Genomic DNA, 14,432 nt, shown 5'->3' on the forward strand with positions numbered 1-14,432 from the left:
TCAAAAAAACCGGTGCTCTGCCCGCAGACGCAAGGTCAAAAGTTCGTTGCTCTGCCTGCCCCTCCCGATGCGAGATATCCGTCCCCCTCGAACTACTGACAGATTCCAAATGGCCAGGTAGCGTCGCGGCAGGTTCATCCAGGTGGACCAGACCACTCCCGTACTCGGATCGTCCGGCACGTTCCTGCCGGTGGAGGAGAAGATTCAGCATGGCCAGTGTCACGTTCGACAAGGCATCCCGCGTCTACCCCGGCTCCACCAAGCCCGCCGTGGACCAGCTCGAGATCGACATCGCGGACGGTGAGTTCCTCGTCCTCGTCGGTCCTTCCGGTTGTGGCAAGTCGACCTCCCTGCGCATGCTCGCGGGTCTCGAGGACGTCAACGGCGGCGCGATCCGCATCGGTGACCGCGATGTCACGCACCTGCCGCCCAAGGACCGGGACATCGCCATGGTGTTCCAGAACTACGCGCTCTACCCGCACATGTCCGTCGCGGACAACATGGGCTTCGCGCTGAAGATCGCCGGTGTCAACAAGACCGAGATCCGGGCGAAGGTCGAAGAGGCCGCCAAGATGCTGGACCTCACCGAGTACCTGGACCGCAAGCCGAAGGCGCTCTCCGGTGGTCAGCGTCAGCGTGTCGCGATGGGTCGCGCCATCGTGCGTGAGCCGCAGGTCTTCCTCATGGACGAGCCGCTGTCGAACCTCGACGCCAAGCTCCGCGTCTCCACCCGTACGCAGATCGCGTCGCTCCAGCGCCGCCTCGGCATCACGACCGTGTACGTCACACACGACCAGGTCGAGGCCCTCACCATGGGTGACCGCGTCGCGGTCCTCAAGGACGGTCTGCTGCAGCAGGTCGACTCGCCGCGCAACATGTACGACCGCCCGGCCAACCTCTTCGTCGCTGGCTTCATCGGCTCCCCGGCCATGAACCTGGTCGAGGTCCCGATCACCGACGGTGGCGTGAAGTTCGGCAACAGCGTCGTCCCGGTCTCCCGCGAGGCGCTCACCGCCGCCGCGGACAAGGGCGACACCACGGTCACGGTCGGCATCCGCCCGGAACACTTCGACATCGTCGAGCACGGTGGCGCAGCCGCCAAGTCGCTGTCCAAGGACAGCGCCGACGCCCCGGCCGGTCTGGCCGTCTCGGTCAACGTCGTCGAGGAGCTCGGCGCCGACGGCTTCGTCTACGGCTCCGCGCGCGTCGGCGGTGCGGACAAGGACCTGGTCGTCCGCGTCGGCGGCCGCGCCGTGCCGGAGAAGGGCACCACGCTGCACGTCGTGCCGCGCCCGGACGAGCTGCACGTCTTCTCGACCTCGACGGGTGAGCGTCTCACCGACTGACGTCACACACGCCGTACGACGGCCCCGCACCCCTCGTGGTGCGGGGCCGTCCGCGTACCGAAGCACGTGTACGGGTTTGAGCCCGGACGTCCGGCATCTCCGACAAATACCCTGGTACTTCGGTCATTTCACCTGCGGTCGTCAACGCGGGATTCGAAAAACATCCTCGAACCATCCCCCGCGAGAGTGACGCAATGTCGCTGAATCATCACTGCCCGCTACGCTCGCTGCGTGACCCACATTGCTCGCCGCATCGGCCGAACTCTCGCTCTCGTCCTGCCCGTCGTCATGGTCCTCTCCGGGACTCTCGCGGTCACCCGTGTGCCGTGGGCAGCGCACAACTCCGAGTCGCAGGCCCTCACCGCGTCGGCTCGGACCGTATCGAAGCACGCCACGTCGCACGCCCCGCAGGACGTCCTGCGCGACCGGCTTCTCATGGAGCTTCAGGAGAAGGACCCGGGCGTCGCGCTGACGGACCTCCAGCGCGCCGTCGAGGGACGCCCCTCGCTCGCCCGGCACTGCATGTCGATCGCCAGGGCGCTGGGCCGCGCCGCGGTCGAGCAGTACGGTCCGACGCGGGCGCACCGGTTCTCCCGCCCGGTCTGCGACACGTCGTTCGCCTCGGGTGTTGCGCAGTTCAGCTGACCAGCCCGGTCCGGGCACGGCCTATCGTGCCTGGCATGCATACGTATCCGACGCAGGCCGTGATCCTGGCGGGTGGCCAGGGATCGCGGCTGCGCCCGTACACCGATGACCGCCCCAAGCCGATGGTCGAGATCCCTGGCACCGGGACCCCGATCATCGGCCATCAGCTTTCCTGGCTGGCCGCCGAGGGCGTGACCGATGCTGTCGTCTCATGCGGTCGTCTGGCCGAGGTGCTCCAGGAGTGGCTCGCGGAGGCCGTCCTGCCGCTCCGGGTGACCACCGTGGTGGAGTCGGAGCCGCTGGGCCGCGGCGGCGGCCTGAGGTACGCCGCCGCCCGGCTGCCGGACCCGTCGGAGCCCTGGTACGCGACCAACGGTGACATCTGGACCCGTTTCTCGCTGCGTGAGATGGCCGCGTTCCATGCGGAGCGCGATGCGACCGCCACGCTGGCTCTGGCCCGTCCCCGTATCCCATGGGGTGCCGTGGAGACGGACGCGTTCGGGCACATCACCGACTTCATCGAGTCGCCGCCGTCCCCGTATCTGATCAACGCGGGTGTGTACGTCTTCTCGCCGGCGTTCACGGCGCTGCTGCCGGAACGCGGCGACCATGAGCGGACGACGTTCCCCCGGCTGGCCCGTGAGCGGCGGCTGGCCGGGTATCCGCTGCCGCACGGCGCGTACTGGCGGGCCATCGACACGGCGAAGGACCTGGCCGAGGCGGCGAAGGAGCTGGACGGCCCGTAGCGCCGCGGGGCGGCGTGGCGGGCAAGCGGGAGGGGCGGTCACCGGAGTTCCGGTGACCGCCCCTTGCGCGTGGTGTGCGGTTCAGCCGAGCAGGCCACCGATCGGGTTGCGGCCGCCGCCCGACGTGCCGCCGGACGTCGAGCCCGTGGAGCCGCCGGTCGAACCACCACCGGTGGAGCCGCCGCCCGTGCCGGTGGAGCCGGAGGAGGTCGGTCCGGCACTGGTCGTCGGGGGCTGCTGCGGGGTCGTCTGCTGCGGGGGCTGCTGCCCGGTGCCCTGTGTCTGGCTGGGCTGTCCGCCGCCGGCGCCGGCGGCCTGGCCGGACTCGGGGACGCTGTCCGTGCCGGGCGTGGACGCCTGTGCGGAGGGCGTGGCAGCGGCGCTGGAGCGCGACGGGGAGGGCTTCTGTCCGGCGGGGCTGCGCGAGGCCCTGCCCTTGCCGGACTCCTGCGGGAGCGGGGAGCCGGGGAGCTGGTTGGTCGGGTTGTCGTTCGGTCCGGGCACGGTGACGACCTCGGAGGAGCGGACGGCGCCGCCGAGCATCGAACCGATGAGCAGGGTGAGCCCGACGACGACGGTGGCGACGACGGCGCCGCGGCGCAGTACCCGGCGGCGCAGGTCCCAGATCGCGGAGCGCGGGCCGAGCCTGCGCCACGCCTCGCCGGCCAGGCGTCCGTCGACGGAGTAGACGGGGGCGCCCGCGATGACGAGCGGGCTCCACGCGGCGAGGTAGATGATGTCCGGCGCGTCGTAGACGGCGACGGTCCGCCAGCTGACGGTGACCAGCAGCGCGGCGGAGAGCAGGGCGCCGACCGAGGCGGCGACCCGCTGCCAGAGGCCGAGGACGGTGAGGACGCCGACGACGACCTGGAGGAAGGCGACGGTGAGTCCGGCCCCGACCGGGTGCGAGAGTGCGAAGTCCCGCAGCGGTTCGGCGAGTCCCCAAGGGTGCAGAGAGGTCAGCCACTTGACCATGGAGCCGCGCTCGCCGCCGTCGAAGTAGACGGGGTCGCAGAGCTTGCCCATGCCCGCGTAGATGGAGATGAAGCCGAGGAACACCCGCATCGGCAGGAGTACGACCCCGAGGTTCATCCGGCGTCCGGGGTAGTACGCGTGCCGGACGGTGTCGGCGCTGTGCCGTTGCGACCTGCTCCCGACGGTCTCGTCGAACTCGTCGTCCTCGTACGGCTCATGGTCGTACGGACCGGTGTCGACGGCGTCGTAGGCGCCGACCGCCTGTCGCATCGGGGGCAGCAGCGGGCCTCTGCCGTGGCGGCCGCCGGAGCGGTGGGGGGCGGGGATGACGGGGGTGGGCTGGGTCTCGTCCAGGCGCGGGATGACCTGGGTGGTGCCCGAGCCGGCGTCGAACTCGTCGCCGTACGGGCCGTACCCGCGGTCGAGACCGACCGCGGTGGAGTTCCGTACGGCCTGGAGGAGTCCGGTGGCGCCGGGGTCGCCGGGGGCGGACTTGCCGCTCCACACGACGGGCGAGCGCCTGCCGCGTCCGGCCCCGCTGCCGCTCATGGCGGGGACCCTGGCGGACCCCGCGGGGGCGGCGCGGCGCACCCGTGCGCGCTGGCCGGGGGCGAGCTGCACCCGGAAGCTGGCGTGGTTGACGATGACCTGCGCTGGGTCGCAGTCCACCTTGGCCATGCTCAGGGCGGGTAGTTCGTCGAACCGAGGCGTTCTGGTGTCCACACTCATCTAACCGAGTGATGTGTGATTAGGACACTGCCTTGACGGCCCCGATGTGTCCGAGACCCGTCAACAGGCCCGGGCGGTGCGGTGGCCGGGGTGCGCGCGGCGGTCGGTGCCGCCGCGTCTGCCGAGGTCGGAACGCTGCGCCGCCGTCCGGCAGTGCGGGCTCCCGGACGGGCCGGTCTCGGGCCCGTCCGGGAGCCGCCCCCCGGTCAGACGCGGCGCCGGGCCGCCTCGTACAGCACGATGCCCGCGGCGACGCCGGCGTTCAGCGACTCCGCGCCGCCCGGCATCGGGATCCGGACGAGGTAGTCGCAGGTCTCGCCGACGAGACGGCCCAGGCCCTTGCCCTCGCTGCCGATGACGATGACGACGGGGCCGCCGAGCGCCTCCAGGTCCTGGACGGTGTGCTCGCCGTCCGCGGCGAGGCCGACGACCGTGATGCCGGCCTTCTGGTAGCCCTCCAGGGCGCGGGTCAGGTTCGTCACCCGGGAGACCGGTGTACGGGCCGCCGTGCCTGCCGAGGACTTCCAGGCGCCCGCCGTCATCCCGGCCGCACGGCGCTCCGGCACGACGACACCGTGGCCGCCGAACGCGGAGACGGAGCGGACGATCGCACCGAGGTTGCGCGGGTCGGTGACGCCGTCGAGGGCGACGATCAGCGGGTCCTCGCCGTTGTCGTACGCGGCAGCGGTGAGGTCCTCCGGGTGCGCGTACTCGTACGGCGGGACCTGCAGGACGAGGCCCTGGTGGTTCAGGCCGTTCGTCATCCGGTCGAGCTCGGGGCGCGGCGCCTCCATCAGGTTGATGTTGCCGCGCTGGCCGGCGAGCTGGAGCGCGTCGCGCACCCGCTCGTCATTGTCGATGTACTGCTGGACGTACAGAGTGGTCGCCGGGACGCCGTCGCGCAGCGCCTCGTAGACCGGGTTGCGGCCCACGACCATCTCGGACGTGCCCTTGGCGCCACCGCGCCGCGGGGCGGGTCGGCGGACAGCGGCCTGCCGGGCCTGGGCGTTCGCCACCCGGTTCTTCTTGTGTCCCTTGCGGGCGGAGGCGGGCGGCGTCGGTCCCTTGCCTTCCAGGCCACGGCGACGCTGCCCACCGCTGCCGACCTGCATGCCCTTCTTGTTGGACGTGCGGCGGTTCCTGCGCTGGCTGTTCCCGGCCATGACCTACCTGTTTCGTTGCTTCAGACGTGCGTATGTAAGTGAAAGTGTGCCGCCCGGATCGCCGGGCGGCACATGGGCGGACTACTGGCGCGGGCCGAGCGTCCACCGTGGGCCTGTCGGACTGTCCTCGATGACGAGGCCCGACTGGTTGAGCTGGTCGCGGATGGCGTCGGCGGCGGGCCAGTCCTTGCGGTCGCGGGCCGACTGGCGCTGGTCCAGGACAAGGCGTACGAGCGTGTCGACGACCCCGTGCAGATCCTCGCCGTGGTCGCTCTCGCCCGCCCAGCGTTCGTCGAGCGGGTCGAGGCCGAGGACGCCGAGCATCGCGCGGACCTCCGCGAGTCTGGCGACTGCCGCTTCCTTGTCGTCGGCGGCGAGGGCGGAGTTGCCCTGACGGACGGTGGTGTGGACGATCGCGAGCGCCTGCGGGACGCCCAGGTCGTCGTCCATCGCCTCGGCGAACGCGGGCGGCACCTCGGAGGCGGCCACGACTTCGCCGCCGGCCTTCTCGATGACCCGCTGGATGAAGCCCTCGATCCGCGCGAACGCGGATTCCGCCTCGCGCAGTGCCTCCTCGCTGTACTCGATCATCGACCGGTAGTGCGGGGTGCCGAGGTAGTAGCGCAGCACGATGGGGCGCCACGCCTTGACCATCTCGCTGACCAGCACCGAGTTGCCGAGCGACTTCGACATCTTCTCGCCGGACATGGTGACCCAGCCGTTGTGCACCCAGTACTTCGCGAACTCGTCGCCGTAGGCCTTCGCCTGGGCGATCTCGTTCTCGTGGTGCGGGAAGATCAGGTCGATGCCGCCGCCGTGGATGTCGAAGGCGGTGCCGAGGTACTTGTGCGCCATGGCGGAGCACTCCAGGTGCCAGCCGGGGCGGCCGCGGCCCCATGGGGTCTCCCAGCTGGGCTCGCCCGGCTTGGTCGCCTTCCACATCGCGAAGTCGCGCTGGTCGCGCTTGCCGGTCTCGCCCTCGCCGGACGGCTGGCGCAGGTCGTCCAGGTCCTGGTTGGAGAGCTCCAGATAGCCGGGGAACGACCCCACGTCGAAGTAGACGTTGCCGTCGGCCTCGTAGGCGTGACCGCGCTCGATCAGGCCGCGCATCATCTCGATCATCTCGGTGATGTGGCCGGTGGCGCGCGGTTCGTAGGTGGGCGGGAGGCAGCCGAGCGCGTCGTAGCCGTCGTTGAACGCGCGCTCGTTCTCGTACCCGATCGACCACCAGGGGCGGCCCTGCTCGGCCGACTTCCCGATGATCTTGTCGTCGATGTCGGTGACGTTCCGGACGAACGTGACGTCGTAGCCGCGGTAGGCGAACCAGCGGCGCATGATGTCGAAGTTCAGCCCGGACCGGATGTGCCCGATGTGCGGGGCGGCCTGGACGGTCGCGCCACAGAGGTAGATCGAGACGCAGCCCGCTGTGAGCGGGACGAAGTCACGGATCTGCCGGGCGCTGGTGTCGTACAGGCGAATAGTCACCCCTCAAGGGTAGTGGGCCCGCAGCTGTGCGCAGTGCCCCCTTGGGACCGGCGGAACAACTTCGTGTTGTCGGCGCCCGAAAGTGCCCGCCGTCTTTGTCCTCAATCGCCGGACGGTCTCCATTTTTCTGCGCGGGGCGCTTTTTCTGCGCGGGGCGCTTGGGCGGGGCGTTGTGTGGTGCCCCGGTCCGGGGCGGGGGTTCCGTCCTCAATCGCCGGACGGGCTTGAGGTGTCCGCCTGGCCCCTGGTGGCACCGTCGCCTGCCCGGCGGGTGGTGGCCCGGGGCCCCTCCGGGGTGTCTCCTCGAACGACGAACGTTCGGCGGGTACGCGGGGAAGCCCGGGTATCCGTTCGTCGCCCTGCGGGGACTCCCCTGCACGGCCCCGGACCGGCCGTCGCGCGCCAACGGCCCGGTGTGCCCTCCTGTCACGACCGCCGGGTCGCGGGCGCGAGTGATGCCTGGGTGGGGCCGTGCAGGGGAGTCCCCGCAGGGACTGGCGCTCGTCCCGGGTTCGCCCGCGTTGCCGGCTTCCGCGCCAGTTCTGAGGAGACGCCCCGGAGGGGCCCCGCCCACCACCCACCGCACAGTGCGGCGGCTCCACCGGGACACGGCGCCGAAAATCCAGCCCGTCCGGCGATTGAGGACGGAACCCCCGCCCCGGACCCGGGCACCGGCACCGGCACCACGCGGCGCCCCCGCCCCGCCCAGGGGCCCCGCACCCCGGACCCGGGTGCGAGACCCGCACCGCCCGCCGGGGCGCCCCCGCCCCGCCCAGGGGCCCCGCACGCGGTCAGCCCACCCGGTAGACCAGCGCCGTCGCGAGCCCCGCGAGCCCCTCCGCACGGCCGGTGAATCCGAGCCCGTCCGATGTGGCGGCCGAGAGCGAGACCGGGGCGCCCACCGCCGCCGACAGCACCTTCTGCGCCTCGTCGCGCCGCTTGCCGATCTTCGGTCGTACGCCGATGACCTGTACGGCGACGTTTCCGATCTCGAACCCCGCGGCGCGTACGATCCGCGCCGCCTCGGTCAGCAGCGTGACGCCCGCGGCGCCGGACCATTCGGGGCGCCCCGTCCCGAAGTGCTGTCCGAGGTCGCCGAGCCCTGCGGCCGAGAAAAGCGCGTTGCAGGCGGCGTGCGCCACGACGTCGGCGTCGGAGTGGCCGGCGAGACCGGGGCCCTCGTTCTCCCAGAGCAGGCCCGCGCACCACAGCTCGCGGCCCTCCTCGAAGGCGTGGATGTCCGTGCCGATGCCGACCTGCGGAATCACCGGCGCGTGCTCAGAACCCATCGTTCGCCCTCCTGCGCGCGAGAACCGCCTCGGCCAGCACCAGGTCGAGCGGCCGGGTCACCTTGAATGCCTCTTCGTGCCCGGGTACGACCACGACGGGCGCCCCGAGCTGTTCGACCATGCCCGCGTCGTCGGTGGCGCCCTCGCCGTCGACGGCGACGGTCTCGTGGGCGCGGACCAGGGTGTCCCGGTCGAAGCCCTGCGGGGTCTGCACGGCGCGCAGCCTGGCCCGTACGGGTGTGCCGAGCACGGGCTCCGGGTCGCCGGGCACGCCGGGCTCGACCTCCTTGACGGTGTCGGCGAGCGGCAGCGCGGGGACGACGGCGGGCGCACCGTCGCGTACGGCCTCGATCACCGCGTCCACGGTGTCGACCGGCACCAGCGGGCGTGCCGCGTCGTGGACGAGGACGGCGGAGATGTCCTCGGGGAGCGCGGCGAGGCCGAGGCTGACCGATTCCTGGCGGGTGTCGCCGCCCGGCACGACGAGGTAGTCGGTGCGCTCGGGCAGGGCGTGTTCGTCCAGCAGGTTCTTGACCTCGGGCGCGCCGTCCGGCGGGGCGACGACGACGACGAGGGAGACGGACCGGGACGCCGCCATGGCCCGTACCGCGTGGATGAGCATGGGCGTGCCGCTCAGCGCACGGAGCGCCTTGGGGGCGCCCGGGCCGAGCCGTACGCCTCGCCCGGCGGCGGGAATCACCGCGGCGGTGCGGTACGGACGCGATTGATCAGACATCGGTTGCACTCCGAAGCATCAGCATGTTTGTTTCCACGGCCGACATGGGTATGGCCACAAGCGAGCCGGGCGCGACGCCTTGACTTGACCGGGACCCTTTCCGTGACACCCGGTCGAGTTCGGGCAAGCCGCAGCGGCTGCTCGGGGTCGGCTTTGCAAGATGGCGAGCAAAGTATCGATGGGATAGCCGGATCCGAATCCGGACATGCCGCAGCGCCCGACGACACACCGTGAATACGGCTGGTCAGCGGGCACCGCGGCACATTTATTTACGACCGGTGCGATCCGGGTCAGGACGCGAGAACCTCGTCGAGCAGAGCCTCGGCCTTGTCTTCGTTCGTGTTCTCCGCGAGAGCGAGCTCACTCACCAGGATCTGGCGAGCCTTGGCGAGCATGCGCTTCTCGCCTGCGGAGAGTCCGCGCTCACGCTCACGACGCCACAGGTCGCGCACGACTTCGGCGACCTTGATGACATCGCCCGAGGCGAGCTTCTCCAGATTTGCCTTGTAGCGCCGGGACCAGTTCGTCGGCTCTTCGGCGTACGGCGCGCGGAGCACCTCGAAGACCCGGTCCAGGCCCTCCTGCCCGACCACGTCGCGCACGCCCACGAACTCCGCATTGTCCGCCGGGACACGAACCGTCAAGTCACCCTGGGCGACCTTGAGCACCAAGTAGGTCTTGTCCACGCCTTTGATCTGGCGAGTTTCGATAGCCTCGATCAGCGCGGCCCCGTGATGGGGATAGACCACGGTGTCGCCAACCTTGAACGTCATGTGACAGGTACCCCTTCCGTGGCTATCAAGAGTAACACGAGAACAGCTTCTCCTGAATGGCGTTTTCGCAGGTCAGGGCATATCTCGGGGCTTGACAACAGCAACACGAACGTGCTGCGGAAGGGATCGGGAGGGTGGTATTCGCAGGTCGGAGCGGCTGTACGGGTGGGGTGAAACACGTGCGTCACACACGCCCGCACCTCCTCCGAAGTGGCTGAACGTCCCGTTTTGCCGGATTCCAGATAGTGAACTTTCCGTACTCCGTTCGGAGATCGATCACCCGTACGGACGTAAGTGCCGATGACCAATGAATTGATCAACGGCAGGATTCGCGGAGATTACGCGCAAGGAATGCGTCACGGTCCGAGGAATTGATCAAGCCTGTTATGTGAACAGCACACGAATCGTGGGGGCGGGGCGGCATGCCGGCGGATCGGGGGCCCGACTGCGGACACGGCTCGTGATGCCCGGGGGGCGGTAGGGGCGGGTCGGGTGCAGGGCGGCGACGACGGCTCGGTAACCTAAGCGCGCTGACACACCCTTAGGGCGGCTTTACGTCGCTCGCCCCTCCCGTCCGTGAAGTCCGTACGTTCAAGGAGTTGCCGCAGCCGTGAGCCGCAGCCTTCGACGCGGCGCCCTTGCCGCCACTGCCATCGTGATCTCGATCGGTGCACTTTCCGCGTGTGGTGCCGGCAATGACGCGCAGACGCTCGAAATCAAGCCGGACAGCGCTGCCACCACCATCGGTGACATCCGGATCCAGAACGCGAACGTCATCACCCAGCCCGAGCGCAACGCCGCGGGTCCGGCCGTCGTCACCGCGACGCTGTTCAACAACGGTGTCGCACGGCAGAGGCTGGACGCGATCACCCTGCCCGGCACCGGCGTGACGGTGCAGCTGCACGCCGCCAAGGGTGCGGGGCCGATCGTCGTCCCGGCCGGGGGCAAGGTCGTCCTCGGCGGCAAGGGCAATGCCGCCGCCGTGATCGAGAACGGCCGCGAGGCGGCGCAGGCCGGCAACGTGCAGTCGGTCGTCTTCAAGTTCAGCAGGACCGGCGACGTCCCGCTCGGCCTGTTCGTCGTCCCGGCCACCAGCTACTTCACGGGCTTCGGCCCGAGCTCGCTGCCGGCGGTGCCGTCCGAGACGCCCGCGACGACGCCGTCCGGGTCCGCGCCGTCGGGCAGCCCGTCCGAGTCGGCGAGCGGCGCAGCGGGCCCGACGGACGCCGCGTCGGCTTCGCAGCCGGCCGGCTGACGTCCGCGGATACGCACGACGGAGGCGCCTCCCGCTCGGGAGGCGCCTCCGTCGTATGTGCTCCGCCCGGCCGCCTGCCGTACGGAACCGGGTTTACGGCTCGAACTTGTAGCCCAGGCCGCGCACCGTCACCAGGAAGCGCGGCGCCCCCGGGTCGGGCTCGATCTTGGCGCGCAGGCGCTTGACGTGGACGTCGAGGGTCTTGGTGTCGCCCACGTAGTCCGCGCCCCAGACGCGGTCGATCAGCTGCATCCGGGTCAGCACCCGGCCCGCGTTGCGCAGCAGCATCTCCAGCAGGTCGAACTCCTTGAGCGGGAGGTCGACCTTGCCGCCGGAGACCGTGACGACGTGGCGGTCCACGTCCATCCGGACCGGGCCCGCCTCCAGGGCGGCCGGGGTGACCTCCTCCGGCTCCCCGCGGCGCCGCAGCACCGCGCGGATGCGGGCGACGAGCTCCCGCGAGGAGAACGGCTTGGTCACGTAGTCGTCGGCTCCTATTTCCAGGCCGACGACCTTGTCGATCTCGCTGTCCTTGGCCGTGACCATGATCACGGGGACGTTGGACCTGCCGCGCAGCTGGCGGCAGACCTCGGTGCCGGGCAGGCCCGGCAGCATCAGGTCGAGGAGGACGAGGTCGGCGCCGTTGCGCTCGAACTCGTCGAGACCGTCGGGGCCCGTGGCCGCGATCGCGACCTCGAAGCCTTCCTTGCGGAGCATGTAGGACAGGGCGTCGCTGAAGGATTCCTCATCCTCGACGACAAGCACTCGGGTCACGGAAGGACCTCCGGGGCAGGGAATGGTTCGAGGGTGTCGGGGTCGGCGGTCCGGTAGGTCCCGTCGTCACCGTTGACGATGAGCGGTCCGCCCGATGTGCGGTCTCGGTCCCGAACGGAGCCCGCTTCGGGCAGCCGCAGGGTGAAGGTGGAGCCCTGTCCCTCCGAGCTCCAGACCGTGACCTCCCCGCCGTGCGAGGCGGCCACATGTTTGACGATGGCGAGGCCGAGACCGGTGCCACCGGTGGCCCGTGAGCGGGCCGGGTCGACGCGGTAGAAGCGTTCGAAGACCCGCTCGCGGTCCTTCTCCGAGATGCCGATGCCCTGGTCGGTCACGGCAATCTCGATCTGGTCCCCGCCCGGTACGGCCAGGCGCCTCGCGGCGATGCCGACGCGGGTGCGGGCGGGGCTGTAGTTGACGGCGTTCTCCACGAGATTGCCGAGCGCCGCGGCGAGCTGGCCGCGGTTGCCCCAGATCCGGAGCTCCGCGGTGCCGCCGGCGGCCATGGTGATCTGTTTCGCGCCGGCCTGCTGCCGGCAGCGGTCGATGGCCTCGGCGACCAGTTCGTCGACCCGGACCGGCTCGGCGTCCTCCAGCGGGTCGTCGTTCTGCACGCGGGAGAGGTCGATGAGTTCCTGTACGAGGTTGGTCAGCCGGGTCGCCTCGATCTGCATCCGGCCCGCGAACCGCTCGACCGCCTCCGGGTCGTCGGACGCGTCCATGACGGCTTCGGAGAGCAGCGAGAGCGCTCCCACCGGGGTCTTGAGCTCATGGCTGACGTTGGCGACGAAGTCGCGTCGTACCGCTTCGATACGGCGGGCCTCGGTGAGGTCCTCGACCAGCAGGAGCACCAGCCGGGAGCCCAGCGGGGCGACCCGTGCCGAGACTGCGAGAGCCTCGCCCCGGCCCGTACCGCGCCGGGGGAGGTCCAGTTCGACCTGCCGTATCTCACCGTCCCGGCGGGTGTCCCTGGCCATGTGCAGCATGGGTTCGACGGCCAGCCGGCCGCCCCTGACCAGTCCCAGCGCATACGCGGCGGAGCTGGCCTTGACGACACTGTCGCTCTCATCGAGCACGACCGCGGAGGAGGAGAGCACGGAGAGCACCGTGTCGACCCCGGGGGGCAGTGCACCGTTGCTGTCGGGCCGCAGGGACGTGCGCGTGGGGCTCTTCAGGTCGCGCTCGCTCCAGCGGAACGCCAGCATGGCGATCACACCGGTACACAACCCGGCGATCGCTGCAGCCGCGGCGACCGCCGCGTTCACGTCCATGCGTCCAGGTTAAGCGGGTGCGGCAGCGCTCTCCCAGCCATCCGAGGGCGTACTCGAACACTCGTCGCCCAGAGTTCACTGAGGAGCAAGGGCTGGTTCACTTGGTCGGCCGGATCCGGACGCGTACGCCCCACAGGGTGAGAGCGTGGGGTTCAGATCTGGCCCCGGCCTTAGTGAGGACTGGAGAGGGACTTCCATGCGTGACGCTTACCACGAGGAACTCGACTCGATCGGAGAGGGCCTGGTCGAGATGGCCCGGCTCGTCGGGTCGGCGATCGGCCGGGCGACGACGTCCATGCTCGACGCCGACCTCAAGCTCGCGGAGAGCGTGATCGCCGCGGACCAGAAGGTCGACGACCTCCAGCACGACCTGGAGGCGCGGGCAATCACCCTCCTCGCGCGCCAGCAGCCCGTGGCGACCGATCTGCGGATCGTGGTCACGTCGCTGCGGATGAGTGCCGACCTGGAGCGCTCGGGCGACCTGGCCCAGCACGTGGCAAAGCTGGCCAGGCTGCGCTTCCCGCAGTCGGCGGTGCCGAACGACCTGCACGCCACCATTCTGGAGATGGGGCAGCTGGCGCAGCGCCTGATGGCCAAGGCCGCCGAGGTGATCATCACGAAAGACGTCGACCTGGCGCTCCAGCTGGAGCAGGACGACGACGAGATGGACCTGCTGCACCGCACGCTGTTCCAGCACCTGATGGACGACCGCTGGAAGCACGGCATCGAGACCGCCGTCGACGTGACGCTGCTCGGCCGTTACTACGAGCGCTTCGCCGACCACGCGGTGTCGGTCGCCAAGCGGGTCGTCTATCTGGTGACGGGTGAACACGCGGACGACATCCAGAATGCGGCGTCGGTAGAGGGCGCGTAACGGGTAGGAGACCGCGCGTTTTGCGCGGGTGTGCCTTGGATGCGCCGTCTGTGCGCCGTTGATGGGGCAGCCGGAGTGGGCATGAATGGGGTGGGGCGGCAGGCGGTACGCCTGGTGGTACGCCCCGGTCGTACGTCGCAGTCGGTCGTACGGCCCTGTCGTACGCCGGGATGTACGTCCTTGAGGAGGAACGATGGCCGACTCCCCCACGACCGACCCGCAGCAGGAGACACCCGCTGAAGTGGTCCATCTGACGGTGCTCGGTGCCTGTGGCTGCGGATCGGGCTGCGGATGCGGCTGCCAGTCGGGCGCGCCGTGCCAGTGCGGTGGCTGCTCCGGCTGACCGGACGCCACGGGACCGGCGCCCCGTG

Annotated in this window: 13 protein-coding genes; 5 read left to right on the forward strand and 8 right to left on the reverse strand. The window is 70.4% G+C overall.

Annotation, left to right across the window (positions count from 1 at the left end; translation table 11 throughout):
• Positions 1-209 precede the first annotated feature (209 nt).
• The 3 genes from OH809_RS19395 to OH809_RS19405 all read left to right on the forward strand — a co-directional run bounded on the left by OH809_RS19395 (position 210) and on the right by OH809_RS19405 (position 2,737).
• A complete protein-coding gene (locus tag OH809_RS19395) occupies positions 210-1,346 on the forward strand; it encodes an ABC transporter ATP-binding protein (protein ID WP_406421228.1) in 1,137 nt (378 codons plus the stop codon).
• Positions 1,347-1,577: 231 nt separating this feature from the next.
• Complete coding sequence (locus OH809_RS19400; protein WP_406421227.1) at positions 1,578-1,991, forward strand: hypothetical protein; 414 nt, start codon at positions 1,578-1,580, stop codon at positions 1,989-1,991.
• A gap of 35 nt (positions 1,992-2,026) precedes the next feature.
• A complete protein-coding gene (locus tag OH809_RS19405; protein WP_406421226.1) occupies positions 2,027-2,737 on the forward strand; it encodes an NDP-sugar synthase in 711 nt (236 codons plus the stop codon).
• Positions 2,738-2,818: 81 nt separating this feature from the next.
• Here the strand turns inward: OH809_RS19405 and OH809_RS19410 are convergent, their stop codons facing one another.
• The 6 genes from OH809_RS19410 to OH809_RS19435 all read right to left on the reverse strand — a co-directional run bounded on the left by OH809_RS19410 (position 2,819) and on the right by OH809_RS19435 (position 9,887).
• A complete protein-coding gene (locus OH809_RS19410) occupies positions 2,819-4,441 on the reverse strand; it encodes a DoxX family membrane protein (RefSeq protein ID WP_406421225.1) in 1,623 nt (540 codons plus the stop codon).
• A 206-nt stretch (positions 4,442-4,647) separates the two neighbouring features.
• Entirely contained in the window at positions 4,648-5,604 is a 957-nt protein-coding gene (gene rlmB / locus OH809_RS19415; RefSeq protein ID WP_393302523.1) for a 23S rRNA (guanosine(2251)-2'-O)-methyltransferase RlmB, read from the reverse strand.
• Between the two features lie 81 nt (positions 5,605-5,685).
• Positions 5,686-7,089, reverse strand: coding sequence for a cysteine--tRNA ligase (gene cysS / locus OH809_RS19420; protein ID WP_406421224.1), 1,404 nt, complete (start codon positions 7,087-7,089; stop codon positions 5,686-5,688).
• Positions 7,090-7,880: 791 nt separating this feature from the next.
• Complete coding sequence (ispF, locus tag OH809_RS19425; protein ID WP_406421223.1) at positions 7,881-8,378, reverse strand: 2-C-methyl-D-erythritol 2,4-cyclodiphosphate synthase; 498 nt, start codon at positions 8,376-8,378, stop codon at positions 7,881-7,883.
• Positions 8,368-9,114, reverse strand: a complete 747-nt coding sequence (ispD, locus tag OH809_RS19430; protein ID WP_406421222.1) for a 2-C-methyl-D-erythritol 4-phosphate cytidylyltransferase — start codon at positions 9,112-9,114, stop codon at positions 8,368-8,370. The genes ispF and ispD overlap by 11 nt, the downstream gene beginning before the upstream one ends.
• Positions 9,115-9,404: 290 nt before the next feature.
• Entirely contained in the window at positions 9,405-9,887 is a 483-nt protein-coding gene (locus tag OH809_RS19435; RefSeq protein WP_006380568.1) for a CarD family transcriptional regulator, read from the reverse strand.
• A gap of 610 nt (positions 9,888-10,497) precedes the next feature.
• Between OH809_RS19435 and OH809_RS19440 the strand changes: the two genes are divergently transcribed.
• Entirely contained in the window at positions 10,498-11,142 is a 645-nt protein-coding gene (locus OH809_RS19440; protein ID WP_406515394.1) for a DUF461 domain-containing protein, read from the forward strand.
• A 93-nt stretch (positions 11,143-11,235) separates the two neighbouring features.
• Here OH809_RS19440 and OH809_RS19445 read toward each other — a convergent pair whose 3' ends face one another.
• Together OH809_RS19445 and OH809_RS19450 are read right to left on the reverse strand one after the other, a co-directional pair.
• Entirely contained in the window at positions 11,236-11,916 is a 681-nt protein-coding gene (locus OH809_RS19445; protein ID WP_366136965.1) for a response regulator transcription factor, read from the reverse strand.
• Complete coding sequence (locus OH809_RS19450; RefSeq protein ID WP_406421220.1) at positions 11,913-13,187, reverse strand: sensor histidine kinase; 1,275 nt, start codon at positions 13,185-13,187, stop codon at positions 11,913-11,915. The genes OH809_RS19445 and OH809_RS19450 overlap by 4 nt, the downstream gene beginning before the upstream one ends.
• Before the next feature lie 196 nt (positions 13,188-13,383).
• On the opposite strand from OH809_RS19450, the gene phoU reads away from it, so the two are divergent.
• Positions 13,384-14,061: a phosphate signaling complex protein PhoU gene (gene phoU, locus OH809_RS19455; protein WP_406421219.1), complete on the forward strand. Its 678-nt coding sequence runs from the start codon at positions 13,384-13,386 to the stop codon at positions 14,059-14,061.
• Positions 14,062-14,432 lie beyond the last annotated feature (371 nt).

This window comes from Streptomyces sp. NBC_00873, from assembly GCF_045207415.1.
In the GTDB taxonomy this organism is placed as follows: Bacteria; Actinomycetota; Actinomycetes; order Streptomycetales; family Streptomycetaceae; genus Streptomyces.